We start from the raw sequence: 25,020 nt of genomic DNA, 5'->3' as shown, positions 1-25,020 counted from the left end.
TATGGCAAAAAAGAAAGACAGACCCTTTGATAAGCTATATGCGGAACTTGAAGACATCAAGGACGCTCGTGGCAACCTGATGAATACTGTTCTTTTCTCGAAAAATGGAAATTGGTCTGTTATCATCGAAATAGAAAACCCTGTGCAGCAGTACTGCACGGACTCCGCCTTGTACTATGGCTATGCAGATATTCTAAGCAATATCATTCAGACTTTGGGTGAAGACTACTGTCTGCAAAAGCAGGATGTGTTTTGCAGACAAGGCTATGAGCATGAAATTACCGATGATATGAGCTTCTTGTATCAGTCGTATTTTAAGTATTTCAAGAATCGTGAATACACCAACATTCGTACTTTCCTTATTATCACCCAGGAAGTCAAACAAAGCTCCTTTGTGAAGTATGATCCGAAGGCATGGCTCGACTTTCACTCAAAAATCGGCAAGGTCATCAATATCTTAGTCGAAAAGGGCATCCCATACTATAAATTAAACAAGAAAGAAGTGGCCGAGTACGTCCACCGCTTCCTTGCCTTCGACTTCAAACCGCATCCATTCTCGTTGAACAACATGAATGTTACGGATGAGTACATCAAGGTAGGCGACCGTGCCATCAAGTCGTTTTCGCTTGTCAATATCGACACGATAGACCTGCCCACCTTTATCCGTCCATTCAACACGATGGCAGTAAACGGTTTCAACATAGCTACCGACCTATTATCGTTTCTCGCTGATATACCATTTACCGACTGTGTAATCTACAATCAGGTCATACAGATACCACAACAGCGTCCGCTGATGCGGAAACTGCAAGGGAAAGCAAAGAGACACGACTCCATGCCTGACCCAAGCAACAAGATTGCCAAGGCCGACATCGACCTTGTGTTAGACCTCCTTGCCAAAGAAAGCCAGTTGCTCGTCTATACAAACTTCAACATCATCACTTCTTGTCCTCTTGCTAAGGTCAATGGTGTTACCTCATATTTGGAAACCAAGCTATACGACTGTGGCATCATGCCTTCAAAGGCCTGCTACAATCAGCTGGAGCTATTCGTCAATTCGTTCCCTGGTATGTCGTATTCCTTCAACAAGAATTACGACCTATTCCTGACGCTCGCCAACTCTGCCCTCTGCCTGATGTACAAAGAGCACATGAAGCATAGTGAGGAATCAAGGCTCAATGTGTTCTACACCGATCGCCAGGGCTTCCCTGTTTCCATTGATATTACTGGTAAGGAAGGTAAGGTAAAATACACCGACAATGCCAACTTTTTTTGTCTCGGTCCAAGTGGAAGCGGTAAGAGTTTCCACATGAACTCCGTTGTTGCCCAACTCCTTATGCAAGATACCGATGTCGTGATGGTTGACACTGGTGATAGTTATGAAGGTATCAGCCATTATTTCCATGGTACCTATATCGCCTATAGCAAGGAAAAGCCTATCTCGATGAATCCGTTTAGTATTACTCCAGAGGAGTATAATCTAAACTTCGGTGAGAAAAAGCAATTTCTCAAATCTCTTATCTTCCTCATCTTCAAGGGTAATCAAGAACCTACAAAGATTGAGGACAAGATTATCAATCAGACACTCGTGGAGTATTACGACGAATACTTCAACCCCTTTGAGAAGTTCTCTGAAAGGGATCGTGAGAAATTGCGTGAACGCTTGATGCTCGAAGACAAGAAGAACGGCGAGTATGAGCGTTATGAAGAGAAGCTGGAGGAGAAGTATGGCGATGACTATACCATCAGCGAACTGGAGGAAAAAGCATCATCCACTTCCAACTCTGACAAGAATTACAATGTGAAGGCTAACGATAATACAGACGAATTAGAGTTTACCCAGGAGGAAAAACACCATCATGCCAAGATAGAGCGACTGGTTAATAAGCTGCGTGGCGTAATCCATGACAATGCAGCTACCGACGGTGAGAAAGTCAACGCCAATCGTCAGTTGGTGCGCTTGATGCCCGAGCTTATCGAAGGCAAATATCTCATGCGCATAGAAAAGAAGATTGACAGGATAGAAAAGCAACGCAAGAAGTTGAATGTCAAAAACCTGTCTTTCAACACCTACTATGAGTTTGCGCTGGAACGCATCCCTCAAATCATGACAGAGAAGAAGATTGACTTTGATATAGACAACTTCGCTGCCATACTGGAGCAATTCTACATCGGTGGAGAGCTGGAGCACACCCTTAACAACGACCTCGACAAGTCACTCTTCGATGAGAAATTCATCGTTTTTGAGATAGACAAAATAAAGGATGACCCTATTCTCTTCCCTATAGTTGTACTGATTATTATGGACGTATTCCTACAGAAGATGCGTCTTAAAAAGGGACGAAAGGCACTTATCATTGAAGAAGCATGGAAGGCTATTTCTTCCCCGACGATGGCTGGATATATAAAGTACCTCTACAAAACAGTTCGTAAGTTCAATGGTATAGCAGGGGTCGTTACCCAGGAACTGAATGACGTGATAGACTCGCCCATTGTAAAAGAGGCAATTATCAACAACTCTGATGTGAAGATACTCTTGGATCAGAGCAAGTTCAAAGACCGTTACAGTGATATATCCGCAATCCTCGGTTTGACCGATGTGCAGAGGCAACAGATCTTTACGGTTAATGCCTTACCACCCAAAGAAGGCATCCCTTATCATAAGGAGGTATGGATTGCTCGTGGCCAGTATTCAGACGTGTATTCTGTGGAAGTTCCCCCTGAATGGTATTGGGCATTCACCACCGAGCGAGTAGAGAAAGAGGCTTTAAAAATCTATGAGCGTGCCTTTGACAACAACATTGAGCAAGCCATCACACATATTGAGGAAGATCGCAAGAAGATGAAGATAGGACGTTACTTTGATTTCGCCGTACTGGTCAATAAACATCAAAACATAATGAGCTTATGGGAAAGATAAAAAAAATAATGGTTGTCGTGACAATCATTTTGTTCCCCGTCAACTCTGCCAATGCCTGGGTCAGAGTGGTGTATGATAAGAACGCTATCGCTGCCGTTGGTGCCAATACAGCCTTTCAGACACTTATAGAAAATAAACATAATGCCCAGCTGGACTCGATCCGTTCCAAACAGGACAAGATTATGTCCTATACTGCTTCGATGGCATCCATCAAGGAACTCTACCGTATATCTATGCAGAATATCAGTGGTTTTGGTGAGGAATCGGCTTATTACAGACAGATGGCAGAGCAGTTTATTCAGGTTCCAGGCAATACGGCAAGAGCTGTCAAAGCCATAGGCAGATGCCCCGGTATCAATTACATCAACAGTCTCAATGAGATTGTTAATATTCAGGCGGAGGTAGTCGGCTTGATAGAAGATTTCGTGGATATTGTCAATAATGGTAAGATCGACATTTCTGCCTTTACCAGTGGGAAGAGCAATGATAAGATTTCTGCATTTTTGAAGAACGCCCATTTAGGCAAAGGTGATGGTTATAACTTCCTCGATCGTTACGAGCGACTTACATTAGCCAATAAATTACTTTCACATATAGTTGATATAAATACACGTCTCCAACAGATTGTATATATCTGTGAGTTTTGCTGTACATTCAGCAACCTCATGTATTCAATCGACCCTTTGACATGGGCAACCTTCTTTTCGGGGAAGAACATAGTGGATGATGTCGTCAGCGATTGGAACTATCATATGAATAGCTAACAATAAGTAGAATCTAAAAATGAGAATCGTATGAAAAAAACACTTCTATCCTTGCTACTGCTTGTTAGTTTCCTAACATCAAGTCAAGCAGGTATTATTGGCCCAGATGATCTGCTAACCATTTCAGCCTTGATAGAGCTTCACAAGAAGATGGCCAAGGCCGAAGATGTTGCCGTAAAGCAAGTAGGCACAAGTTATGGTGAGCAGCAAATTGCAACCAACAATTCATCGAAGTTCAACGATGTGCGCACAACGCTCAACACCAAACTCAACAACGCGAACCAGTGGATCTTTCTTGCAGCAGTCGTTTCCAAGACCACACTCGATATTGGAAATACTACCAAAGAATACATACGGTTTGTAGAGCTTACAAGGAAAAATATCTTCCGCAAACCCCAGATTGCGTGGTATTTCACCGAGGCCAACTATAATGTCAGCAAGCGAGTGTCACTGTTAAAGAAATCCGTGGCTATGTTAGTAGCCTCTGAAACGAATATCCTAAAAGCCTCTCTTAGCGAGAGAATCCAAATGATATGCGAGATACAAGACCAAATAGCCGTGATACGAGGCATTATCAGTCAGGCACTCTTTTGGAGTAGATGTGTGGATATTGGAGGTTTTAAGTATGACTATATTTGGGATATTCTCAATAGTGATGCGCTTGAAGGAATAACCAATGACATAATAGGAAAGTGGAACCAAAACCTCACAACTATATGAAAAAGTATTTATCTATATTATTCGCCCTCTTGTTCTCTACGACAGTGTTTGCGCAAATGCCAGTAAGGGACAAGCAGATGGAGCATCAAATCCGTTCTATGGAGCAAGGTCATTGGGACTTTTCCCCTGATTGGTGGTATTATCTCTTTCATAAAAATTATAGTGGCGCACATCTGAAATGGCATTGGAGAGGATTTAAGTCAGGGTATAGGGTTCACTTTGATGAAAGCAGTTCAAATGTAAAGACAGTTGGATCACGACGTGAAGCACAACTTGCAACATTGTTGCTGAAAAAGAAAATTGTTGAAACTGAGCGCAAGCAGATAGAGGAACTCAACAAAGAAGAAATAGCTCGTGCAGCCGACCGCAATGTTGACCTTGTATATGGAAAGTATAAAGACCTATTCGCTTGTATGCAATCTTCCATTACCGAAGGTCTTACCTATTGCATGATTCGGAGTAAGGGGAAGCTTTCCAAGAGCATAAAGGAACTCACAGATAGGAATGAAGTCATAACTTCTAACATCTCCTACCTCCGAAAAACGGGGATAGGTTATGAACTTGAAAATGTCAAAAGGGAAAAAGGCTTTGCCCAAGCCAAGAAAGACATGGAAGAGTTGGTGAAGAAAGTAACCTCCCTTGCTCGTGTTGCTAAAGCCTTCTATTAAGATAACATTATAAATCAAGATTATGAATGATTTACTTTTAAGTATAAATCTTACTTTGTCCATCTTCACAGACCAGCTTCTGACGATGGGATTGCCTGTCATTGACGAAAGCCTTAACAAATTGTTGGGCGTAATGAGGTCTTCGCCAACGCAGGGCTTATATGGTGAGATGGTGAGTATGGCAAGAGGATTGGGGATTAGCCTTGCTCTTTGCGTTGGGTCATACGAATGCTGGATGATGATGCTGGGTCGTCGTGGTATGGATGTAATGAAAATTGCTCGTATTATCGGTCTTGCCCTCTGCATACAGTTTTCAGGTATAATTTGTAGTGCATTAGATACTCCAGGGAATTGGCTTGAAAGCAGGACGCACGGTATGGCCACTGCTGCCAACAAGCAAGTTGCAACATTAGAGCTTGCCGTGGCTAAAAAGCAGCAAGAATATGTAGATTCTCTCCGCAGTCAGCAGGCCAAACAAGAAGAACAAAAAAAAGCCCAGGATGCAGCTACAGAAGATGGATTATTGGATAAAATCCAGCACAGTGTTGAGAATATTGGTAATAGCATTAAGAATTATGCCCAACAAGCAGCAGTTCTTGTAGAAACAAAGATTAGCGAGTGGGCTAACGATATTATCCGATTTGTCGGCGAAATTATCTTCCAAATGACCTATTACGGAATGTTGGTCGGGCAAAGGATTTTCCTAAGCGTACTAAAATTGTTCTGTCCTGTAATGTTTGCACTGTCTATTGTACCACCATGGAGAAGTGCATGGTCGCAGTGGATTTCTAAATATCTGACTGTTTCCCTTTGGGGATTCCTCGTCTATCTTATTGTATATTATGTCGATTTTATAATCATGTATTATTTAAGATCTGACTTGACAGCTTATAACAGCCTTCTTCATAACGCAGCCAACTGGAACAATATTGGTGCCCTTGGTATGCAAGCTATTGGTACAACTTGTATGTACGTTGTTGGTATGCTTGCTGGAGCCAAGATATTGAGCATGGTGCCAGAGGTATGCTCATGGCTTATCCCAGGCGGCGTGTCGTCAAGCGCAGGTTCTGCTGCCGGAGGGGCCGCCGCTGCCGCAGGCGTTGCTGGAGTTAGTGCTGCCGTAGGAGCTTCTGGTGGTGCAGCTTCTGTTGCAATGCCAGCCGCAGGGAGTGTTATAAGTCATATTGCGACAACTGGAACAGCTGCCGTCGGAGGTGCCATGAGCGGTGCTCGTGGAACAGTTGATGGTGGTCTTAACGCACTGGCAGGAGCAGTTGGGGGAGGAATTATGGGTGCAGGTCGCCAAATGGGGCATGACATATCCCAATCCTCTTTAGGAAAATCAGTAAAAGGCGCAGCTGGCACAATGAAGGATGCCTACAATCGAGGCAAAAAATAAAGAAGATAATTATGCTTATACAAAGTTTAGAAAAAAAGACAAGGCTTGCCCTTATAACCGTATTGCTAACCATCGTTGGCAATGTGGTCGTATGTGGTATGCTGATAGCCTATGGAGCGAAGATACTATCCGAGGAGCGCAGTCAGGTATATGTTCTCGATGGAGATATACCGTTCCTTGCTCAACGTAGCCAACAAGAGGCCAACTTCGTCATGGAAGCGAAGGCCGCTATACAACTCTTTCATCAATACTTCTTCACCTTGCCACCTGATGACGACTATATCAAATGGACGCTGGGCAAAGCTATGTACATGGTCGATGGAACAGGTATGAAGCAGAAGCAAGCCATGGAAGAAAACGGTTTCTTCTCTGATATAGTCTCTTCGTCGGCTATTTGTACAATCATGTGTGATAGTATCAAGTTGGATGAACACAGCAGAAAGTTCACCTATTATGGAACGCAGAACATCAGACGGCGTACCAAGAGCATCCGCCGTACCCTGATCACCAGTGGAGAACTGGAGAATGTGCCAAGGACACAGAACAATCCTCATGGATTGCTCATCACCCATTGGAAGACATTGAAGAATATAGACCTTGAATATTAACGACATGACAACAAAAGGGAAACAGAAAGAACTGCCCAAGTATAAGCGGCAGATACGTTATGTGTGTTGGAAACTCGCCAAAGGATGGAATGTTAAGAACAAGATAGAGAAGAGCAATCAGTGGGCATCCGAAAATCGCAAGACCTTCTTTGCATTGGTGGTCGGCTTTCTTTCCTTTGCTTTTGTGACCACAGCCATCTCTATTCTGTATGACATGACCCGCCCCAGCACTGATACTACACAGATGGATTTCAGTGGCAAGACCGAGTCGATTGAGAACATCCAACCTATAATGAATGGACTTCGACAAATCGACGAAAGAAAGAAAAGCGAGAAGATAGAAATCAAGCAGCTCACTGATAAAGGTGTTGCCATTCATGAAGAGCTGGATTCTCTGCTTGCCATTGACGTGAAGAGTCATGAGGATTCTGTCCGCATCATACAGGACTATCGTCAGTTAGAAAACATCGTAAACTTTTTAAAGAAAGGAAAATAATGAAGAAACTAAATCTCAAACAGCCGAAATACATCTTTCCGCTTGTTGTTTTCCTCCCTTTGACGTTCCTTGCATATGAGGTTTCCAATATGTTTGACGGTAACAGTACTGCATCCACGAAGGTTGCTACCGACTCTCTCAATATGGAACTTCCCGATGCCGACAATCAGGCAATGAAGGATAAAATGGCATTAATGGGAGACCGTGGAATGGGCGAAGATGGCTATTCGGCTATTGATGGATTCGGCAGCGATGAGCAAGAGAAAGACACTTCGGGTAACGGCTACAGTGAAGGCGAATTGAATCAGATTGACAAAGACAATGCCAACCGTATAGCCCAGCAAAAGGCACAGGAAGAAATGGAGCGCAGTCTTGCCGAATCAAGAAAGCATATCAACGCCTATTCAGGCGGTGGATATGGTGGCAGCTACGGCGGAGGATCAAGAAGAAGCAGTGGTGGCAGCAGCCGTCGGGATGAACTTGATGACTATGCCAAGGAGCTTGAATACATACAGAAGCGCAGTCAGGCAGCACAGCGTGCCATTGATGCAGGTAGTGGCAGCTACGGAGGCTATGATGGCAATCCATATGCAGGAGGTTATGGTGGAAACGGACGCTCCAACCGCCGGACTGGAGGGAAATCAAAGAAAGCTACCGAAAAGGTGCAGACGGTAGAGAAAGTAAACAGCCCTAATGCCGAGCGTTTCAACACAGTGTCTGCTACAAAGAATGTAGATGCACCGCTTATCAAGGCGATAATCGATAAGACCACCAAGGCCCATGAAGGAACTCGACTGCGTTTCAAGCTGCTCGACGATGTTACCATCAACAAGGTACTCTTGAAAAAGGGTACTTATCTCTATGGCCTTGTTACTGGCTTTGGTCAGCAGCGAGTCAGAGCTAATATCACGAGTATTCTTGTGGACAGCAAGTTTATCAAGGTTAACCTGTCTGTTTATGACAATGATGGTATGGAAGGCTTTTATGTGCCTGAATCAGCTTTTAGAGACTTGATGAAAGAGGCTGGTTCGCAAGCCATGCAGCAGAATATGCAGTTTGGCAACAACTACGGATCGACACTCAACGGCGAGTCGGTAGCATTGCAAGCACTGCAAAACATCTATCAGTCAGCAAGCAATGCCGTCTCTGCCAATATGCGCAAGAACAAGGCTCGTATCAAATATAACACTATCGTCTATCTTATCAACACTTCTGCCGAAGAATGACACCATTAGTCGTTAACGGACATACAGAATCAAAACAAAGAAACCAATGAGAAATTTAGTATTAACACTATTAGCAATTCTTTGCACCACTTCAACCTGGGCGCAGAAGAAATACCGTGACATCGTACCCGATACATCCAAGGTACATTATATCCATCGTGAGAGTATGGAGAATGCCTATATCTTTGATAGCGACCTCCGCAAGAACACGATATATGTGAATGAGCAGGTGACTACCCATATTGTCATGCCAGAGAATATCAAACTCGTTGATATATCCACCACCAATATCATCGGTAATCAATGTGCGGATAACATCGTACGTATCAAACCTGCTGGCAGGATGTATGATTATGAGTTGGCTGGTACGATGACGGTTATTGGAGAACGACACATATCACAACTTAATGTTGTCTATGTGAAGGGGCCAGCTCGCGCCAATTCCATCTACAACATCAATCTCCAGGACACCAAGCGTTACAATAATCCTGATGTGCTGATGCCTGAAGCAGAAATGGCACGTTGTGCCTGGGCTATCTATGCCATGCCTGCCCGGTTTCACAATATTCAATATAAGAAGTATGGTATTAAGGCAGTTGTCAATAACATATATGCCATTGACGACTACTTCTTTATCGATTTCTCTCTTTACAACAGTACGAAGATTAAATTTGATATTGACGAGATACGTATTAAGCTCACCGATAAGAAAGAAACCAAGGCAACCAATACTCAAACGATAGAACTTACCCCAACCTATATGCTCAACAAGGTCAACTCATTCAAAAAGGGCTATCGCAATGTGATTGTGCTGAACAAGCTCACCTTCCCTGATGAGAAAATCCTCAATTTGGAGATTTCCGAAAGTCAAATTTCAGGTCGTGTTATCTATATCCCTATAGAGTACTCTGATATTCTTCATGCCGATGGATTCGATGAGAAGATGATGAAGAGCCTAACGAGAAACTATAATTATAACATAGGAGGACAGCGATGAAAAAGATATTCCTATCCCTGATGTTGGCTTTCTGCCTACTCCCACAAACCCATGCTGGCGAGGATGACGAATATATCACCCTCAATACAGGACTATTGTTCCAGAATACCCTCAATGCTACATTTGGGTATGAGAAGGAGCTGAAATATGACAATGCCTTTGAAATCTTCGGTGAAGTTGGCAACCGCTGGGCTAAAGACCCCGAATGTGGCAAAGTATGCAACAAGTCCTTTTGGAAGAACTACTACTGGAATGGCGGAATCCTATACAAGAAGAGTTTGGTGCGTTGGAAAAATTCAACGCTCCGTCTCGACCTCGGTCCTGTGGCTGGTGCCTTTCGTGGAGATTATTTCTTTGGGGCAGAGGGCAGCTTTGAATACAGCTATACCTTTACGAATGGTTGGAAGTTCGCTCTCAAACAAAAGAACAACGTGAATTTCATGCACGGTGATACCTTCCGTAATGGTTTCACCATTGGTGTGAAGATACCTCTTTGACGATAACTGATATGAACCAAAAAGTATGAAAAGAAAAGTCAACTTTATGATATGGGCAGTAGCTATAATGCTACTGTCTTTTTAGATGTCTTCATGTTCAGAACATATAGAAGACTGGCATGGTAATGTTACGGCAGGATCTATCCTTCTGTCAAACTACAGTATCATATCCGCACATGGACATGACGCTTCAAAGATGACCGCCGTGGGTGTCGTCATTGGCACAAGACAGGATAGTATGTGGTTTGTCTCTACAAAGAATTTGGGACAAGCTGCTTATCTTGATACACTCATGAGTGTTCCCAGCGTTTCGGCAGACGAGAACGCACTTTGTGGCATCGACAACACATCCTCTATCCTCAAAACCGACCCTGCACAGGTTTGCCCGATCCTGCGCATGAAAATGAACTAACCGATTATCCACTCTTGATATGGCAACAGAAGAAACCAAAGAGCAGCAACAGATATACAATATATTCCGCAGTTGTATCTATATCGTCCTGATATTTGAGATTGTGATGAATCTACCCATCGCTTCCAGCGATCCCATCGCAAAATTTCTCTTATCCTTCCTTTACAAACTCAAACTGTTTAACAGTGTCCTCGGCTGTAAGTTTATGGAGCTTGTTTGTATCGGTGTGACGTGTATAGGTACTAAGGCCAGAAAGGAATTGAAGTTTAATATGAAAACAATGGTCATCTATCCGTTGTCCATAGGCTTCTACCTTATTCTAACCAGTGTCCTTGTGCATAAGGACACCTGGGGAGGTACAATGATGGGCTTCCCGACCAACCGAATTATCTATGTCTTTTGTTCCGTCATTGGTATCATGCTTGTCCATCAAGGGTTAGATGCTATCAGTAAGTATTTTAACCATAAGCTGGGAGACGACCGTTTCAACTTTGAGGAAGAGAGCTTCCAACAGATGGAAGAGAAGATAGAGAATGATTACTCGGTCAATATACCCATGATTTTCTATTTCAAGAAAAGTATGAGAAAGGGATGGATCAACATTATCAACCCCTTCCGTGCCACTCTTGTCCTCGGTACTCCAGGTTCGGGTAAGTCGTTCGGCATCATCGACCCTTTCATCAGGCAGCACAGTGCCAAGGGGTTTACTATGATGGTGTACGATTACAAGTTCCCGACGCTGGCCAAGAACTTGCTCTATCAGTACTGTAAGAACAAGAAATATGGTCATCTACCAGAAAACTGCGGATTCCACGTCATCAACTTTGCCAATGTACGCTATTCCAACCGCATCAATCCTATTCAGAAAAAGTATATCCCCGATCTCGCTGCTGCCTCCGAAACGGCAGCGACACTGCTTGAATCACTGAACAAGGGCGGTGGCGATAAGAAAGGCGGTTCAGAGGCTTTCTTTAAGAACGCTTCCTACGGGCAGAGAAATAGATTGTACAAAACAGTAGAGAGTAGAAAAGACGTTGAAACCTTTGTATATTAGAGGGTTAGGTGCGTTTAGGGGAGTTGAAGCAAAACGAAATAGATTGTGCAAAAGGTTGAATCGGGTTGAATTTGGGTTTAATTCTGTTCAGGAAAGTGTTTAATGCAGGGTTAAGATTGAACGGCTGGGAGTTGAATTAGGTTTAATCGAAAAGGGGAGAAAGTCGAAATAATGGCGACTGCTGGGTGCTGAAATGGCACTGCGGCGGTCGCTTTTTTTGTGTCCAGACGGAAGCGCAGGAACGTTGAAAGGGAAAATAAGGGCGTACAAGGCGCGAAATGGTGGGCGGTGGGTAAGTATGCGGAAAAGGAGCGAAAGGCGACGACGTGGGCTAAAAAGTGGCAAAGCGGAAGTGTGGGCGTTAAAAGAACGTGGAAAGACTGGCGAAAAATACGAAAAAGGGGGTAAAAATGGGTGGCGGGACAGCTGGAAGACTGGCGCAGAGGGCATTTGCCCGATGTCACGAAAATGACAGGAAGCGGCAGGGGCGTGTAAATGGCAGTTAAAGGGTGTTCAAACGGCTGTTTAATGGCATTCAAATGGTAGGCGTTCTGGCTGGTCTGGACTACTAAAAATATGCCTGCCAGTTCCTGAATGGCGACAAAAAACGGAGGTTCAAAAAGTGCTATTTTACACGTTGGGTGGTCTGTTGGGTGGTCATTTGGATGGTCAAAAAGCAGTAGAATAACCCCCTTTAATTCCTTTTTGAAGCACGAGAACCCCCATTTTTTGCGAGAAAACACCCCTTTAATTCCTATTTTCTGAAATATGGGTATTTGTTCGTAAGTGGCTTATATTCAGATGGTTTGTGGGTATCTAATGGACGTTTGATAGATTTTTAGCGTGCAGAATTTTTTGTGTACCTATTATATAAGGGTACTACTCTTCCCTTATAACTCCCTGAACTATGGCAATATGGTAGATGGACGAACGTGAAATTTCAAAGGGTTTGTAGGCTGGATTGGCAGACACTAATAATATGCTTTCGGGCGTGCTGCCCTGCTCTATTTTCTTAATCAATGCGCCTTGCTCTGTGTCAATAACGTAGACCTTACCCCACTGAAAGAAAATATCAGTAAGCGACAACATCTTGCACGCCACCAAATCGCCCGAAAAATAATGCGGCTGCATAGAGTCGCCCCGCACAGTAATGAGAAAGTCGGCATTACGGAAAGATGGCACAATAAATCGCTCGCATTCGGACAGCATTACTGTTTGGCTGCCTGCAAACAAGCCTGCCATTGCTTCCGTCGGTATCAACGGAATACCATCACTGCTATTTGTCGGTATCAAACTATCCTCTTTATACATGCTTCCTTTGCCTGTTAAAAGCCATGTGCCTGACAATAGGGGATAATTTTCAACTATAATGCTAAGCCATTTTGCTTGTATGTCCGTATCATTCTTTATAGCGCGTGATAAAACGCCTTTACTTGCACCTATCTTCCTTTCTAACGCACCGATAGTTATACTTTCTTGTGCAACAAACGCCTGTATTCTTGATAATATATTTTGCATGAGTTGAAATTTATCACCGTATTTCTTGTGCGGGTTGAAAATTATCCCTATATTTGCACCGTGTTTAGTATAACACAGCGCACAAATATACTAAAAATTGCGCAGAAAGCGGAAGTTAAACCAAATAAAACAGCGAATTATGGAAACAGTAAGAAGACAAATTGAAGTAACCAGACAGGCGCGCAAGGAAATCAAGGCTGCGTTTAAGTGCAGCAATATGGCACTTTGGCGTGCATTGACATTCTGGAACGACACGGACATGAGCCGTAGCATCAGAAAACTGGCAATGGCAAAGGGCGGCATACTGCTTTGCCTTTCGCCAGCGGAGGAAACCATACACGACCACGAGGGCTGTATGCGTCAGTATTTTGGCAACGGCGCAATGATAGAGGCCGACACAAAGACAGGCACGGCGCAGGTGTTCGACAAGAACGGAACAGTGCGCCGCACCATTGAGGGCTGCACGATTACGCAGCTGACAGAGTTACAAACGTTTGCCAACCAATTAAGCTAACAAACTATGGAAAAGAGAAAATTTAATCGTCGAGGTGGTATTCAAAAACAACGTCAATCCCTCGCTTATAAGCTAAATTGCGAAATAACGATTGCAACAAGTCTATGCGCAGGTAAGCCTGTTCAAGAAAAGAATACTGAAAGGAGAAAGGCAATAGCATCGTCTCTCCGTCGGGATATGAGGGCAGTAGGTAGTTTGGTTCAGGTGCTAAAGACGAATAAGCCCATGCCACACAGAAAGTATGACACACGACTTGTAGACTGCCTGTTATATCAGACAGAAACTCTTCTAAATACTTGCGAGCGTTACGTTTGCCCTCTACTTGAGCAGACAGATAACAATAAAAATTCACGTGCGTAGGAAATATGAAAAGTAAGAATGGAAAGATATATGGGAACTCTCATATAAGGACTGAAAAACTATATAAACGCCTTATCGGCGTAGCGTATAAAACCAGCGGCGCATTTACCGAAGCAGACAGGGACACATTCAGACGAACGATGTGCAACGGCCTGACCGACGGCGGCTTCCTAATCACCACAGGGACGGACGAATGGGGGCGCGGTATGCTCTTCTGTTTCGACATATACGTTGTCGAACAGCTCGGCATCTGTAAACGCCTGCGCCACTCTCTGCGCGTGTTCTTTGCAGCAGTAGCGCGTTATATAGGCATTCGTTCCCGCCTGCGTGTAGTCGTGCTTGAATAGTACCTTACGTTTGTGAACTGGGCAAACCAAAGTGCTTTTCAGTTTGTTTGCCTTTGGAACATTAACGGCGAGCGACGTTTCGCCGTATTCGCACAAATCTTTTATATCCATAAAAATGAAATTTATAACACGGTTACAAAGATAATAAAAAATATGGAGTATTACGGCAATAGACTATGTATAAGCTACACGGAGCTGACGATGGGCATTATGTCGGTTGAGTGCCTAAAATCAATGGCACGCCGCAAAAATGTGGAATGCGTGCGCCGTGGCTGCAACGGTACGCCTGCGCTTTTTGCCGTGGACAGCCTGCCCGTGAAATACCGCACGGAGGTTTACAAACGCTATCCCGACGAACAGGAACAGGCGGAAAGCAAGCCCTTTGTGGAAGCGATAGAGGAAGACGGCAAGGCCATAGCCTTTTACAGCGACTACGTTCTGGACGACGGCCGCCACCTGCCCACAGACAAGCAGCAGGAATATGCGAACAACGCGGCGGTAATGCGCGCCTTTTGTCTGTGCATAGAGCGGGCGAACTCGCACCGCATAAGGCAGAGCAAGCCGAAGATAAAGCTGGGCGAATTTTGGAGCAAGGCGGCAGCGGCACTGCCCCGCATCGGGGACAGGTGGCCCAACAGCCTGCCACAGAACGCCCGCAGGTTGCAGGTAAAGTGGAAAGAGTACCAGAAAGAGGGTTACAGCTGCTTTATCTCTGGAATGTGGCAGCAGAAGCACGCCGCCAAGATAGACACAGAGGAAAAGGAGGCCGTAATGATTTACATCATGGCCAACAAGAACAACCTCGACAGCGTAAAAGTGGCAGACTACTACAACAAGGTGGCAAAGCAAATGGGCTGGAAACCCATTACCCCCCGCACCGCTGGGGAATGGCTGAAGAAGCGCGACCTCGTAACTGCGGCGGGCAGGCGCGGCGCTACGAATTTCCGCAACGAACGGGCAATGCAGGTAAAGCGCAGCCGACCGTCGGCCGCTTTCCTTATGTGGAGCTTGGACGGCTGGGACGTGGAACTGCTATACCAGACCGTGAAGACGGACGCACAGGGCAGACACATAACATCGTACAGCAACAGGCTTGCCGTGGAAGTGGTGCTCGACCCCTGCTGCAACTACCCGATAGGCTACGCCATAGGGACGCACGAAACGCCCGAACTGATAGCCGCCGCCCTGCGTAATGCCGCACAGCACAGCAAGGAACTGACAGGGCAAATGCTTCGCTCCAATCAAGTACAGTGCGACCACTACGCCATTAAGGCAATGACACCGCTGTACAAGATAATGGGCGACAAACTGACCCCTGCCCGCGTAAAGAACGCAAAGGCAAAGCCCGTGGAGGCATACTTTAACTACCTGAACAGGGAGTATTGCCAGCGGTGCAACAACTGGTCGGGTTACGGCATCACTACCGACCCAAAGAAACAGCCTAATAGCGAAGCGCTGAACTTGGTACGCCACAGCTTCCCCGACTTTGAGGGCGTAAAAGAGCAAATAGGCGCAATGATAGCCACGGAACGCCAGCGTAAGCGCACAGAATTTATGGGCTACATAGAGAAGCTGCCCGCTGAACGCACGCTTCCCCTGTCGAAAGAAAACTACCTGCTCTACTACGGCAGCACCACTGGCAACACGAATGCGATATGCGGCGGTGGTCTTCGCCCGACCCTGTTAGGCGTAAAACACGAATACGATACGTTCGACATCAGTTTCAGGGAACACGCAGGCGAAAAGTGGACGGTGCTGTTCGACCCCGACGACATGGGCGAAGTGCTGGCAGTGAACGAAAGCGGCACGCTGCGCTATATGCTTCAAGAAAAGTATGTGCAGCCTATGGCACTTGCCGACCGCAGAGAGGGCGACGCAGAGCAGCTGCAAAAGGTGTTCGACTATAACGACCGACTGGAGCAGTATGTTACCGACCAGCTGGCAGACAGCAGCAAGCGCGTGGAGCAACTGATACAGGACAACCCGCAGCTGGGCAACGTGCTTACACGGTTCTGCCTTGTAGACAGCAGAGGACAGCACAAGTTACCGCGCGAACAAAAACGCCTCGGCATCAGCGAAGCCACCCGACCAGCAGCACAGGCAGCCACGGTGGAAAAAGACGATTATTCAATTTTCTAAAATAAACGGCAATTATGAAGCAAGAAGAAAAGGCATTGATAGCAGAACGCCTTAAAAGTTTCTGCGCACAGAAAGGCAGCCAGAACAAGGCCGCAAAGAGTATGGGCATAAGCTCTGCCACACTTAGCAAGGTGCTTAACAACGACTGGGAAACCCTTAGCGACGATATGTGGCGCAGCATCGCCGCACAGACAGGACACGACGGTGCGGCGTGGCAGGTGGTGGCGACCCGCGGTTATGAGAAAATGACCTTTATACTGGACAACGCGAAAGCCGAAAGCCTCGCAATGGCCGTAACAGGCTTCGCAGGCTGCGGAAAGACGGAAGCCATAAAGCGGTACACCGCCGACCACCCCCGCACCTATCATCTGTGCTGCTCGGAGTATTGGAACAGAAAGACATTCATACAAAAGCTGCTGCGTGCGCTGGGCAAGGACATGGCAGGCAGCGTGTCCGACCAAATGGACACAATCGTAGAGGAACTGCAAAGCGTAGAAACGCCGCTTATCATTCTGGACGAAGCCGACAAGCTGGGCGACCAAGTGCTGTACTTCTTTATCTCACTGTATAACCAATTAGAGGGACACTGCGGGCTTGCGCTCTGCGCTACCGACTTCCTGAAAAAGCGAATAGAACGGGGCGTGCGCTTCAACCGCAAAGGCTATCAGGAAATATACAGCCGCATAGGCAGGAAGTTCGTACAGCTGGAAGTAGTGAACGACGAAGACATCGCCGCCGTGTGCGTGGCAAACGGTGTGAATGACAAGGCAGACATCGCCGCCGTGATAAGGGACAGTGAAAACGACCTGCGCCGTGTGAAGCGTGCCGTCTGGAAACTGACGAAAGGAGGCAGGTCATGAACAGCGTAAGTTACGACGCAGCGCAGCGCATCACACTGGGAATGAAAGCGTCGGACTGCCGCTTCATCATGGACGAATGGCTGCACCGCGACGCACCCTGCACGCTGACGGTGCGCCGTGCAAAGACAAAAGGGCTGCTGTGTGTGGTGGCCGACATAAACCCTAACGAAAACCCCGACGGACTGTACTTTTTAAGCTGGTGCGTTCAGCATCTGAACAGCCGCGTCAAGGTGGATATAAAACGATTATGACTATGGCACGGGCGATAAGCAATAAAAACGTATTGCAGGCGAAGTTTGAGGTCGCCGACTTCGAGGGCAGGTGGCTGCACAGCTTCGGCCGCCCCGAACTTCGCGGCACGTGGCTTGTCTACGGCGGTAGCGGCTGCGGTAAAACGACTTTCGTACTTGAATTGTGCAAGTACCTTACGAAGTTCGGGCGCGTGGCCTACGACAGCATTGAGCAAGGCTTGTCACTATCGCTGCAAAAAGCGTGGCAGCGCGTCGGAATGGCCGAAGCTGGCACGCGCATCATACTGCTGGACAAGGAGGGCGCGAAGGAGGTGGCAGCGCGCCTGAAACGCAAGCGAAGCCCCGACATCATCGTAATAGACAGCGTGCAATACTGGCGACGCTACACGATAGAAGACCATTTGCGGCTGCGGGGTCAGTTCCCTGACAAGCTGTTTGTTTACATCAGTCAGGGACGCAATGGCGAACCGAAAGGCTCGACGGCGCAAAACATCAGGTACGACGCTGACATCAAAATAAGAGTTGAGGGGTACAAGGCATTCGTAACTACCCGTTACGAAGTACCCGAAAAACAGGAGGGCGGCGCGGACTTCATCATTTGGGAGCAGGGCGCACGCGAATACTGGGCAAACCTAACGAAATAAATAGAGCTATGACAAAGGAAAACAAGACAATGGACGAAATACACAGGGGGCTTGTGAAGAAGTACCACACCCTTTGCACCCTGCTGGGCATTTCGGACGACGAAAAGAAGACCATCGCCGCCAGCTACGGCGTGGAAAGCAGCCGTGACATCGACACGCACGACCTTATAGACATCTGCGGCAAGCTGTCGGCACAGCTGAGCAAGAAGCAAGGCGACGACACCGACAAGCTGCGCAAGCGTGTAATGGCGGCGATAGGCAGCTGGCTGCGTTCCACTGGCAGGACATCGAACGCCAGCGTTATAAAAGGCATAGCGTGCAGGTGTACGGGTTACAGCGACTTTAACAAGATACCCCGCGAACGCCTGCGCAACCTTATCGGGCTGTTTAACAACAAGCAGACCGACGCGCGGCAGGCGGAAGCCGTAAAGCAGGCAATGTTAAGCGAAACGCTGGCAAGGTATGCAGGCGGCGACAACGTGGCACAAGCATAAGAACAACAAACAATAAATATAAAGGAAATGAAAAAGTTACAAGATTTTTGGCAGGCAATCTGCCGCAAGTGGTGCAAATATCGCGCGAACTGGAAAGAAAGACAGCATAACAGAGTACGCAGGCAGGCTGTCAGAGAAAGCCGCCGCGCCGTACAGGTACGCGAATTTGACGGCGAGGTCTACATCTGCCTGAACGGTGTGCCAATGCTGACGGAAGCCGACACAAAGGCGGACATCTTAATGGCCTTAACCGCTGCCCGCAGAAACTATGTTTTTTATAAAATATCGCAGTATGAGTAAAGCAATAGACCGACTGGGTGGTCGCATCAAAGAAGAATTTGCGCATCTGAACAATACCGCCTACTATTACTTTATGAAAGAGCTTTCAGAATGGGCGGAGAGTGAGGCCGAAAGCGCGGAGCTGGGCTGGCGCAATCATGGTATGGACGAACTGGAAAAAGACGATTAACAGGTGTTTGAACACCATTAAACAAGTGATAAAATGGAAAATGAAAAAAAGGTGGTAGAAATGACCACAGCGGAAGCCGAAGCGTTTGCCGCTTTCCAGAAGCAGCAGGAAAAGGAACGCATCGCACGGCATAGAAAAGCAAACCGCGAAGTGTATGCAGAACTGGTGGACGACGAAATCGCCACGGCATTGCCCGAACTTCGCGCCCTTTCCGAACAGATTAAGACGGTAAAGGCAAAAGTGTTTGAGAACTTCAAAGAGGTGCTGCGCATGAAATCGGAAGTAATGCAGCTTACGACCGACACACAGCGCACACACACCTTTACCCACAGCGACGGCAGTATGCGCCTGACGCTGGGCGTGAATGCCGTAGACGACTGGCGCGATACGGTGGAGGACGGCATCACAATGGTAAAGCAGTACATCGAAAGCCTTGCCACGGACGACAAAAGCAAAATGCTGGTTAATACCGTGCTGCGCCTGTTGAGCCGCGACCAGAAGGGCACGCTGAAAGCCAGCCGTGTGCTGCAACTTCGCAAAATGGCGGAGGAAACGCAGGACGACACCTTTATAGAGGGTGTGCGCATCATTGAAGAAAGCTACCAGCCCTCGACGACAAAGACTTTCATTCGTGCAGAGTTCAAGGACGACAAAGGCTGGCACATCGTGCCACTGTCGGTAACGGAAGCTGACGACTGACCAAAAAAAGCGTGCAGCCTGCGGAACCGCAAACCACACGTAAACTTAGCCGTTTACAAAGGTACTAAATAAGCGGACAAACAGGCTATGAAACACCATAAAAGTACGATAGAGCGCACGAAAATGCTGCGCTCCATAACAGAAAGGTACTACGAAGCTGGCAATAACAGGCGGTGTTATAAGGCGATATGGAAAAGGTATATTAACCCGATTTATCCTATGTGTTACAGGACTTATCTTAATTACCTGAACATACCGACCACACCGCCGAAAGTAGACGCATTGCAGCTTACCCTGTTCGACTACTTCGATAACCAATGAAAAGCCCCGTGCGGTGAAATGACCTGCACGGGGTTTTTGTTTTTATTGTTTTTCTGCGATATGCAGCCCCGCGCCCACCGCCATTTGCGCCTGCCGCATCGCCGTGGCATCGGTGGCACGGCACTGCCAGCACTCTATGCTTTCGATTATTTCGGCGTGGTTGTGGTTGGTGGCGGACTGGGTGTGCATGAACGTGGAGAAGCCGTCGCCCCGCAGCGTCGCCATAGCCTTGTTTACGTCGTCTATCAGGTCGAAGTATTGCAGGGCAACCGCCATACGCTTGTCGCGGTTGTCTACGAAATCCATAGCCCTTGTAAGGATATGCAGGCGCAGGGTAATGTCTGCCTCCTGTGCGTGCATGGACAGCTGGCGTATCTCGTAGGGCTCAAACTCAATAAACACGGCAGGCAGGACGAACGGGCGCGTCTGCTGCACCATAGCCAGCTGCTCGTTCCAGAAGCCTACAAGGCGAATTTCAGGCACTTGTTCAAGCTGCTGGCACACTTTCAGATAAATTTGCTTTCTCATTGCTTCAAAAATTTAGTGAGTGAAAGGTTGAACGCTTGCAGGTTGTCTTCTATCACGTCTTTAATGATAGCCTGCGTTTTCTTGCCGTCGCCGATAAACTGGCGTTTTGGCATATTGAATTTACGGTTGTGCGCCTTGACCTCGTAGCGTTTCCCGTTCTTGCTGGTACGGTAGTGCTGTCGTACAGGCTTACTGCCCTTTCCGCCCTCGTTGTGTATGGTGGTGTATGGCAGCGACGACGTGAAGCTGACCCCGTGGTCTTTCACGTCGCTGCGTATGCTTCGGCGCATCGCGCCTGACACGACCAGCAGAGAGCCGCGCGCGTTCTTGTCTTTTCGGGCTTTCCACTTGTCTGTAAAAAACGCCTTTCGCTGGAAATTCTTGTCGAACTCGTCGGCAAGTTCCACACGCATATCCTTTAGAATGTTGGCTTCAAGCTGTTTGCCGTCTGGAATATTTTGCATATTGTTGAAATTATTGTTAATAACTTATTGAACTATGAGTAAAAGAACGTATCTTTGGGGCATGAAACAGGAAACAATACCACAAGCAGTAATCAAAGAGGCACAGCCTTTCATTGACCGCTACGGCAACCGACTAAAATACCTCGGTGACGTGGAGGGGCAAAAGGCGTGGCTTTTTGCATTTCCTGCTGACGCGACCATTGGTTATCCTGTTGTTTATTTGTTCAAGAACGGTGAGGCACTGGAAGTTTCCGACTCACTTGTTTTTGACTTTATCGGCATGTACGTCGAAAATCTCGATGAAATCGGTATTGAATAGCTTGTTGTCTATTCGCATGATACCTCGGCAGCCGTGCTGAGTACTTTTTCCCTCTTTTGCCAATCTTTTTATATCGTCCCATTCACGACCTGACCCCTCGGAGTTGTCGTGCTGTGGTTCTATATATTTGAGCGTTCCGTCCTTAAATCGTTGTAATACCGTCATGTGTCCGCCGCCAGGCTTCAAGCCAATACTGAGGCCATACACACCCTCCTCCTTACAAGTTTCGTCGAAAAACTCTAACCAGCGTTTCTGCGTCATTTGCTTGTACTTCTTAGAGGTGAGCCAGTCGTTTATTTTCGTGTAGGTCGCTGGTGTTCCGTCTGCGTTCTTCCACACTTCCCAACTGTTGTAACCACGGCTCAGATATTCAATCTTCGACCCTGTGGTGTTACCCTTAGCCGTTACATCAATGCCCATAAGGCGGAGCATATAAGCAGGTGTGCAGGTTTGGCAGTTAATGTTGTACGGCTTATCTTTCGACTCGCTGTAATCGGGGTTTTTTCTGTAATGCCGTCCCTCTTTATCCACATAAGCCCCCTTGGGGTCTAATATGAACTTCTCAACGTGTTTCGGGTTTGCGTGCTGTTTGTCTGCTTCTTCCACTGTCATGGGTTTACCGCATTTTATTTTCAAAGCCTGTTCAATCTCGTAGTTATTGGCAGCCTTTGCGTCTTTCTCGGCATCTGTCAGGTTGTCGGGCAGCTGCTTGCGTAGCTGTTCGAGCCTTTGTTCCTTTGTCAGTTCCTCGACTACTTCTTTTGCCTTTTGCGGTGCTTTGAAATATGGGTGCTGCTTTGAGAACAGGCGCATCGTCTTACCCGTGTTGAAGCGAAACATTTTCTGCTTTGCTCCCTCGGTGGCTGCGTCGCCCTGCTTCATTGCCTGCGCTGCGTCGCTCCGCGGGTATTTTGAACGTCGCACCTGTACAGCCTGACATCGGCAGCCCCAACCGTTAGGCGGGTAGTATTTATCCCAAAACGGGTCGTCGGCTGGCAGGGTAATGCCATTCAGCAGCGCGTGGCTTTCCCTTACCTTTTCGTCCTCTGCCGTTCGGTACTGCAAAAAATAGCGGTTAGTGTTCTGTGCCAGCTGCTGCCATTTCACGGCCATAAGCGAACTGCCGAGGGCGTGCTGGTATTCTGCACGCAGGTAGTTGGTGTTATACTTCGCGTTAATGGCCTGTACGTCTTTCTGGAACGCTTCTAACGGCTTAACGTCGCCATTCTTGTCCAGCATAGACAGACCGACCTCCCGCAGACTGTGGAACGTCTTAAAGCCCGAAAAGATAAATGCGTTTTCTTCCAGCGCAATGCGTAGCGTCTGCGGCACGTCGTGCGGCACTGCCTCGTCTATCGCTGTGGACAGCGTGCGCATCGTTTCATCGACCACGGCACGGGCGCGCGGGTCTTTCAGCTGGCTGGCATCGAAGCCGCCCGCCTCGTAGACCATATCGGCAGCGGTGGCAAATATGGCGCTGTCATATTCAGGCTGTCGGTATTCATCTGCCGCAAGGTTCAGCGGCTCGGAGTACAGCGACAGCAGCGCAGAGTTAAAAGCCCCGTAGGCGTTGCGCAGTTCTGCTGTTTGCGCGGGGCTTACTGGAAAAAAGCGTCGAGTGCGTCTGGCTGCGTCTTCGCCTTGCGCACGCCCGTTATATTGACATTGTATTTGTCCACGAAATACTGCGGGTCTATCTCGTAGTATTCCAGCAGCACGCATTCCATTTCGCGCTGCTCGCTGGGCGAAAACGTAGCTGCGTCGTTCCACTCGAAGCGCAGTCCGTCCACCTTGAAGCCGTGCGTTTGCATAAATGGCAGCAGCTTGCCGTTAATGTTGTAGGCAAGCATAGTCTTGTCGTCCTCGACCACGTTCTCGAATACTTCGAGGTGTGTTTCAGACTGTGAAAGGCTGCTGCCGCTGTCTATGGTCATAGTCTGGTTAAGAATGCCCTTGGACATTTCGGAGTTACAGCGGTCTATGCGCTTGTCGAAGACGTTGTAAGCATCGCCCCTGCTGCTTTCCTTAATCTCAATTTCGGTGCCGTCAGGGAACAACCCCCAAAAGGCATTGCCCATATTTTCGAGTGCGTCTTCAATCTTTCGGCGTTCGCCGTCGTCGGTGGTGGTGGCTTTGGCTATACGCATAGGCGCGCCGAAAATCTCGCCGAACATATCCCAAAAGCCTAACATATTGCGCTTGCTGATACACTGCGGGCTGCACGACAGCAGCAGGCCGAGGTCGTCTTTCTTGCCCGCCTCAATCGCCCACCGGGAAAACTCGCCCTCCCGGTAGTCTATGCCATTGCGCCAGTCGTCGCCCACGGTGCGCAGCAGTACGCCGTGCTCAGGGCAGACGTGCTTACGCGGTACAAGTTCCACGCCGCTGAACTTCAAGCCCTCGGCAGTCTTAATGGTATCGCCGAACTGTATAAGGCTGTGCCCCCAAAATCGCGCATCCAACACATAGTCGCAATAGTCGCTGAACCATTCCTGCCGCAGTATATCGGTAGCCTTTTTGTCTTCTTTTCCGTCGGCCTTTACCAGTCTGAACTCGCAACGCTTTGTCATACCCTTGCGCTGGTTAATTGCGCCCTGCAAATGCAGGTCGATTAAGTTGTCGGTGTAAATGTCGTAAAGGCGTGTGCGCTGTGGGTTGTCCACGTTAATGGCCAGCTGCCACGCCGCGCGCCACATACCCACGTCCTTTTTTGTAAGCGTGTCGGTCTGTCGCATCAGCTCGGCGGTCAGCCTGCGCCCTTTATCGCTTCGCATCAGGCTGACGACGCGCTGCATATCTGTCTGCGTATATACCCTGTTGCCAGACAGTGTGCTGTACGCACTTTTTATTCTCTGTAAAATATCCATTTGAATGCTGTTTAATCGGGTGTTTAACACTGTTTAATCGTTTACCACGTCGGGCGTGTAGGTGGCTGGCTTCCATATCTGACGGGGTTGTTCAGGTCTGTTTCCTTTCCGTCTTCGGAAACGTAGGTCGGCAGGTCTGGGCTTGCATTGCTTGCCTGTATGTCTTTCAGCCACTTAACGCTGTCGTTGTACAGGCGTTCGCGCCGTTCGTGCCCCATGCTGTCGGGCAGGCGGTGTACCATTAGCCACAGGCAGATATTAACGCAGCACTGCACCAGCATAGGGTTGCGGTCTTCGCCCCTTGCTCGGAACGCACGGCTCATATCATAGCGGTGGCGTGTGTAGCTGCTTATTTCCTCAATGGCTGCACGTTCTGCACGTTCCCGCATGTCTGCGTCAGCTTGCAGTGCCTCTATCTCGTACATATCGCATACAGCCTTGTAATCGTCTATATCCAAAAACATT

At 47.5% G+C, this 25,020-nt stretch carries 31 protein-coding genes and 1 pseudogene; 24 read left to right on the top strand and 8 right to left on the bottom strand.

The window, feature by feature from the left end:
* Position 1: 1 nt before the first annotated feature.
* The 12 genes and pseudogenes from HMPREF1640_RS09075 to HMPREF1640_RS09020 form a co-directional block, all read left to right on the top strand.
* On the top strand, positions 2 to 2,920 hold the full coding sequence (locus HMPREF1640_RS09075) for a TraG family conjugative transposon ATPase (RefSeq protein WP_036894046.1): 2,919 nt from the start codon (positions 2 to 4) through the stop codon (positions 2,918 to 2,920).
* Positions 2,908 to 3,684: a hypothetical protein gene (locus HMPREF1640_RS09070; protein ID WP_036894045.1), complete on the top strand. Its 777-nt coding sequence runs from the start codon at positions 2,908 to 2,910 to the stop codon at positions 3,682 to 3,684. The genes HMPREF1640_RS09075 and HMPREF1640_RS09070 overlap by 13 nt, the downstream gene beginning before the upstream one ends.
* Positions 3,685 to 3,714: 30 nt before the next feature.
* Entirely contained in the window at positions 3,715 to 4,404 is a 690-nt protein-coding gene (locus HMPREF1640_RS09065) for a hypothetical protein (protein WP_036894044.1), read from the top strand.
* Positions 4,401 to 5,072 carry a DUF5045 domain-containing protein gene (locus HMPREF1640_RS09060; protein WP_036894042.1) on the top strand — a complete coding sequence of 224 codons (672 nt, stop codon included), beginning with the start codon at positions 4,401 to 4,403 and terminating at the stop codon, positions 5,070 to 5,072. Before HMPREF1640_RS09065 ends, HMPREF1640_RS09060 begins: the two co-directional genes overlap by 4 nt.
* A gap of 22 nt (positions 5,073 to 5,094) precedes the next feature.
* Positions 5,095 to 6,471, top strand: coding sequence for a hypothetical protein (locus HMPREF1640_RS09055; protein WP_081935330.1), 1,377 nt, complete (start codon positions 5,095 to 5,097; stop codon positions 6,469 to 6,471).
* An 11-nt stretch (positions 6,472 to 6,482) separates the two neighbouring features.
* Positions 6,483 to 7,079, top strand: a complete 597-nt coding sequence (gene traK, locus HMPREF1640_RS09050) for a conjugative transposon protein TraK (protein WP_036894038.1) — start codon at positions 6,483 to 6,485, stop codon at positions 7,077 to 7,079.
* A 4-nt stretch (positions 7,080 to 7,083) separates the two neighbouring features.
* A complete protein-coding gene (locus tag HMPREF1640_RS09045) occupies positions 7,084 to 7,575 on the top strand; it encodes a hypothetical protein (RefSeq protein WP_231565878.1) in 492 nt (163 codons plus the stop codon).
* Positions 7,575 to 8,801 carry a conjugative transposon protein TraM gene (locus HMPREF1640_RS09040; protein ID WP_036894035.1) on the top strand — a complete coding sequence of 409 codons (1,227 nt, stop codon included), beginning with the start codon at positions 7,575 to 7,577 and terminating at the stop codon, positions 8,799 to 8,801. Before HMPREF1640_RS09045 ends, HMPREF1640_RS09040 begins: the two co-directional genes overlap by 1 nt.
* A 46-nt stretch (positions 8,802 to 8,847) precedes the next feature.
* Entirely contained in the window at positions 8,848 to 9,798 is a 951-nt protein-coding gene (gene traN / locus HMPREF1640_RS09035; protein ID WP_036894033.1) for a conjugative transposon protein TraN, read from the top strand.
* The gene (locus HMPREF1640_RS09030) at positions 9,795 to 10,295 is read left to right on the top strand and encodes a hypothetical protein (protein ID WP_025072490.1); all 501 of its coding nucleotides are present in this window, start codon (positions 9,795 to 9,797) and stop codon (positions 10,293 to 10,295) included. The genes traN and HMPREF1640_RS09030 overlap by 4 nt, the downstream gene beginning before the upstream one ends.
* 85 nt (positions 10,296 to 10,380) lie before the next feature.
* The gene (locus HMPREF1640_RS09025; protein WP_052051783.1) at positions 10,381 to 10,707 is read left to right on the top strand and encodes a hypothetical protein; all 327 of its coding nucleotides are present in this window, start codon (positions 10,381 to 10,383) and stop codon (positions 10,705 to 10,707) included.
* A gap of 19 nt (positions 10,708 to 10,726) precedes the next feature.
* Positions 10,727 to 11,692 (top strand): annotated as a pseudogene (locus tag HMPREF1640_RS09020) (YWFCY domain-containing protein); the annotation flags it as partial.
* A gap of 179 nt (positions 11,693 to 11,871) precedes the next feature.
* On the opposite strand, the gene HMPREF1640_RS13330 reads toward HMPREF1640_RS09020, so the two are convergent.
* Positions 11,872 to 12,504, bottom strand: coding sequence for a hypothetical protein (locus tag HMPREF1640_RS13330; protein WP_156098773.1), 633 nt, complete (start codon positions 12,502 to 12,504; stop codon positions 11,872 to 11,874).
* A gap of 136 nt (positions 12,505 to 12,640) precedes the next feature.
* Positions 12,641 to 13,279, bottom strand: a complete 639-nt coding sequence (locus tag HMPREF1640_RS09010) for a S24 family peptidase (RefSeq protein WP_036894030.1) — start codon at positions 13,277 to 13,279, stop codon at positions 12,641 to 12,643.
* 139 nt (positions 13,280 to 13,418) lie between these two features.
* Between HMPREF1640_RS09010 and HMPREF1640_RS12615 the strand changes: the two genes are divergently transcribed.
* Entirely contained in the window at positions 13,419 to 13,793 is a 375-nt protein-coding gene (locus HMPREF1640_RS12615) for a hypothetical protein (RefSeq protein WP_062433343.1), read from the top strand.
* A gap of 22 nt (positions 13,794 to 13,815) precedes the next feature.
* On the opposite strand, the gene HMPREF1640_RS13325 is transcribed toward HMPREF1640_RS12615, so the two are convergent.
* A complete protein-coding gene (locus tag HMPREF1640_RS13325; protein ID WP_156098772.1) occupies positions 13,816 to 14,145 on the bottom strand; it encodes a hypothetical protein in 330 nt (109 codons plus the stop codon).
* Between the two features lie 13 nt (positions 14,146 to 14,158).
* On the opposite strand from HMPREF1640_RS13325, the gene HMPREF1640_RS13320 reads away from it, so the two are divergent.
* The 10 genes from HMPREF1640_RS13320 (at position 14,159) to HMPREF1640_RS12850 (ending at position 20,377) form a co-directional block, all read left to right on the top strand.
* Entirely contained in the window at positions 14,159 to 14,500 is a 342-nt protein-coding gene (locus HMPREF1640_RS13320) for a hypothetical protein (protein WP_156098771.1), read from the top strand.
* A gap of 153 nt (positions 14,501 to 14,653) precedes the next feature.
* Positions 14,654 to 16,639 (top strand): hypothetical protein, encoded by a 1,986-nt coding sequence (locus HMPREF1640_RS08990; protein WP_156098770.1) that lies wholly within the window; start codon positions 14,654 to 14,656, stop codon positions 16,637 to 16,639.
* A 14-nt stretch (positions 16,640 to 16,653) separates the two neighbouring features.
* Positions 16,654 to 17,499, top strand: a complete 846-nt coding sequence (locus tag HMPREF1640_RS08985) for an AAA family ATPase (protein ID WP_036894025.1) — start codon at positions 16,654 to 16,656, stop codon at positions 17,497 to 17,499.
* Positions 17,496 to 17,750 carry a hypothetical protein gene (locus HMPREF1640_RS08980; RefSeq protein WP_036894022.1) on the top strand — a complete coding sequence of 85 codons (255 nt, stop codon included), beginning with the start codon at positions 17,496 to 17,498 and terminating at the stop codon, positions 17,748 to 17,750. Before HMPREF1640_RS08985 ends, HMPREF1640_RS08980 begins: the two co-directional genes overlap by 4 nt.
* A gap of 2 nt (positions 17,751 to 17,752) precedes the next feature.
* On the top strand, positions 17,753 to 18,394 hold the full coding sequence (locus HMPREF1640_RS08975; protein WP_036894019.1) for an ATP-binding protein: 642 nt from the start codon (positions 17,753 to 17,755) through the stop codon (positions 18,392 to 18,394).
* 8 nt (positions 18,395 to 18,402) lie between these two features.
* On the top strand, positions 18,403 to 18,888 hold the full coding sequence (locus HMPREF1640_RS08970) for a hypothetical protein (protein WP_156098769.1): 486 nt from the start codon (positions 18,403 to 18,405) through the stop codon (positions 18,886 to 18,888).
* 27 nt (positions 18,889 to 18,915) lie between these two features.
* On the top strand, positions 18,916 to 19,188 hold the full coding sequence (locus HMPREF1640_RS08965; protein WP_036894016.1) for a hypothetical protein: 273 nt from the start codon (positions 18,916 to 18,918) through the stop codon (positions 19,186 to 19,188).
* The gene (locus tag HMPREF1640_RS13315) at positions 19,181 to 19,357 is read left to right on the top strand and encodes a hypothetical protein (protein ID WP_156098768.1); all 177 of its coding nucleotides are present in this window, start codon (positions 19,181 to 19,183) and stop codon (positions 19,355 to 19,357) included. Before HMPREF1640_RS08965 ends, HMPREF1640_RS13315 begins: the two co-directional genes overlap by 8 nt.
* A gap of 33 nt (positions 19,358 to 19,390) precedes the next feature.
* The gene (locus HMPREF1640_RS08960; protein WP_036894014.1) at positions 19,391 to 20,056 is read left to right on the top strand and encodes a DUF3164 family protein; all 666 of its coding nucleotides are present in this window, start codon (positions 19,391 to 19,393) and stop codon (positions 20,054 to 20,056) included.
* Positions 20,057 to 20,143: 87 nt separating this feature from the next.
* Positions 20,144 to 20,377 carry a hypothetical protein gene (locus tag HMPREF1640_RS12850; RefSeq protein WP_081935329.1) on the top strand — a complete coding sequence of 78 codons (234 nt, stop codon included), beginning with the start codon at positions 20,144 to 20,146 and terminating at the stop codon, positions 20,375 to 20,377.
* A gap of 42 nt (positions 20,378 to 20,419) precedes the next feature.
* Here the strand turns inward: HMPREF1640_RS12850 and HMPREF1640_RS08955 are convergent, their stop codons facing one another.
* A complete protein-coding gene (locus HMPREF1640_RS08955; RefSeq protein ID WP_036894013.1) occupies positions 20,420 to 20,905 on the bottom strand; it encodes a hypothetical protein in 486 nt (161 codons plus the stop codon).
* Entirely contained in the window at positions 20,902 to 21,369 is a 468-nt protein-coding gene (locus HMPREF1640_RS08950; protein ID WP_036894011.1) for a phage virion morphogenesis protein, read from the bottom strand. Before HMPREF1640_RS08950 ends, HMPREF1640_RS08955 begins: the two co-directional genes overlap by 4 nt.
* Before the next feature lie 34 nt (positions 21,370 to 21,403).
* Between HMPREF1640_RS08950 and HMPREF1640_RS13310 the strand changes: the two genes are divergently transcribed.
* Entirely contained in the window at positions 21,404 to 21,688 is a 285-nt protein-coding gene (locus HMPREF1640_RS13310) for a hypothetical protein (protein WP_156098767.1), read from the top strand.
* Here the strand turns inward: HMPREF1640_RS13310 and HMPREF1640_RS08945 are convergent.
* The 3 genes from HMPREF1640_RS08945 to HMPREF1640_RS08935 all read right to left on the bottom strand — a co-directional run bounded on the left by HMPREF1640_RS08945 (position 21,626) and on the right by HMPREF1640_RS08935 (position 25,019).
* A complete protein-coding gene (locus HMPREF1640_RS08945) occupies positions 21,626 to 22,927 on the bottom strand; it encodes a toxin glutamine deamidase domain-containing protein (RefSeq protein ID WP_231565880.1) in 1,302 nt (433 codons plus the stop codon). The two genes, HMPREF1640_RS13310 and HMPREF1640_RS08945, sit on opposite strands and share 63 nt — an antisense overlap.
* A gap of 359 nt (positions 22,928 to 23,286) precedes the next feature.
* Positions 23,287 to 24,555 carry a DUF935 family protein gene (locus HMPREF1640_RS13735; protein WP_036894010.1) on the bottom strand — a complete coding sequence of 423 codons (1,269 nt, stop codon included), beginning with the start codon at positions 24,553 to 24,555 and terminating at the stop codon, positions 23,287 to 23,289.
* A 41-nt stretch (positions 24,556 to 24,596) separates the two neighbouring features.
* Positions 24,597 to 25,019 (bottom strand): phage protein Gp36 family protein, encoded by a 423-nt coding sequence (locus HMPREF1640_RS08935; protein ID WP_036894009.1) that lies wholly within the window; start codon positions 25,017 to 25,019, stop codon positions 24,597 to 24,599.
* Position 25,020: the final 1 nt, after the last annotated feature.

Origin of the sequence: Prevotella sp. S7-1-8 (genome assembly GCF_000758925.1) — a bacterium.
Classification (GTDB): Bacteria; Bacteroidota; Bacteroidia; order Bacteroidales; family Bacteroidaceae; genus Prevotella.
Note: the sequence above shows the minus strand (reverse complement) of the source record. Positions and strands in the feature narration are given on the sequence as shown.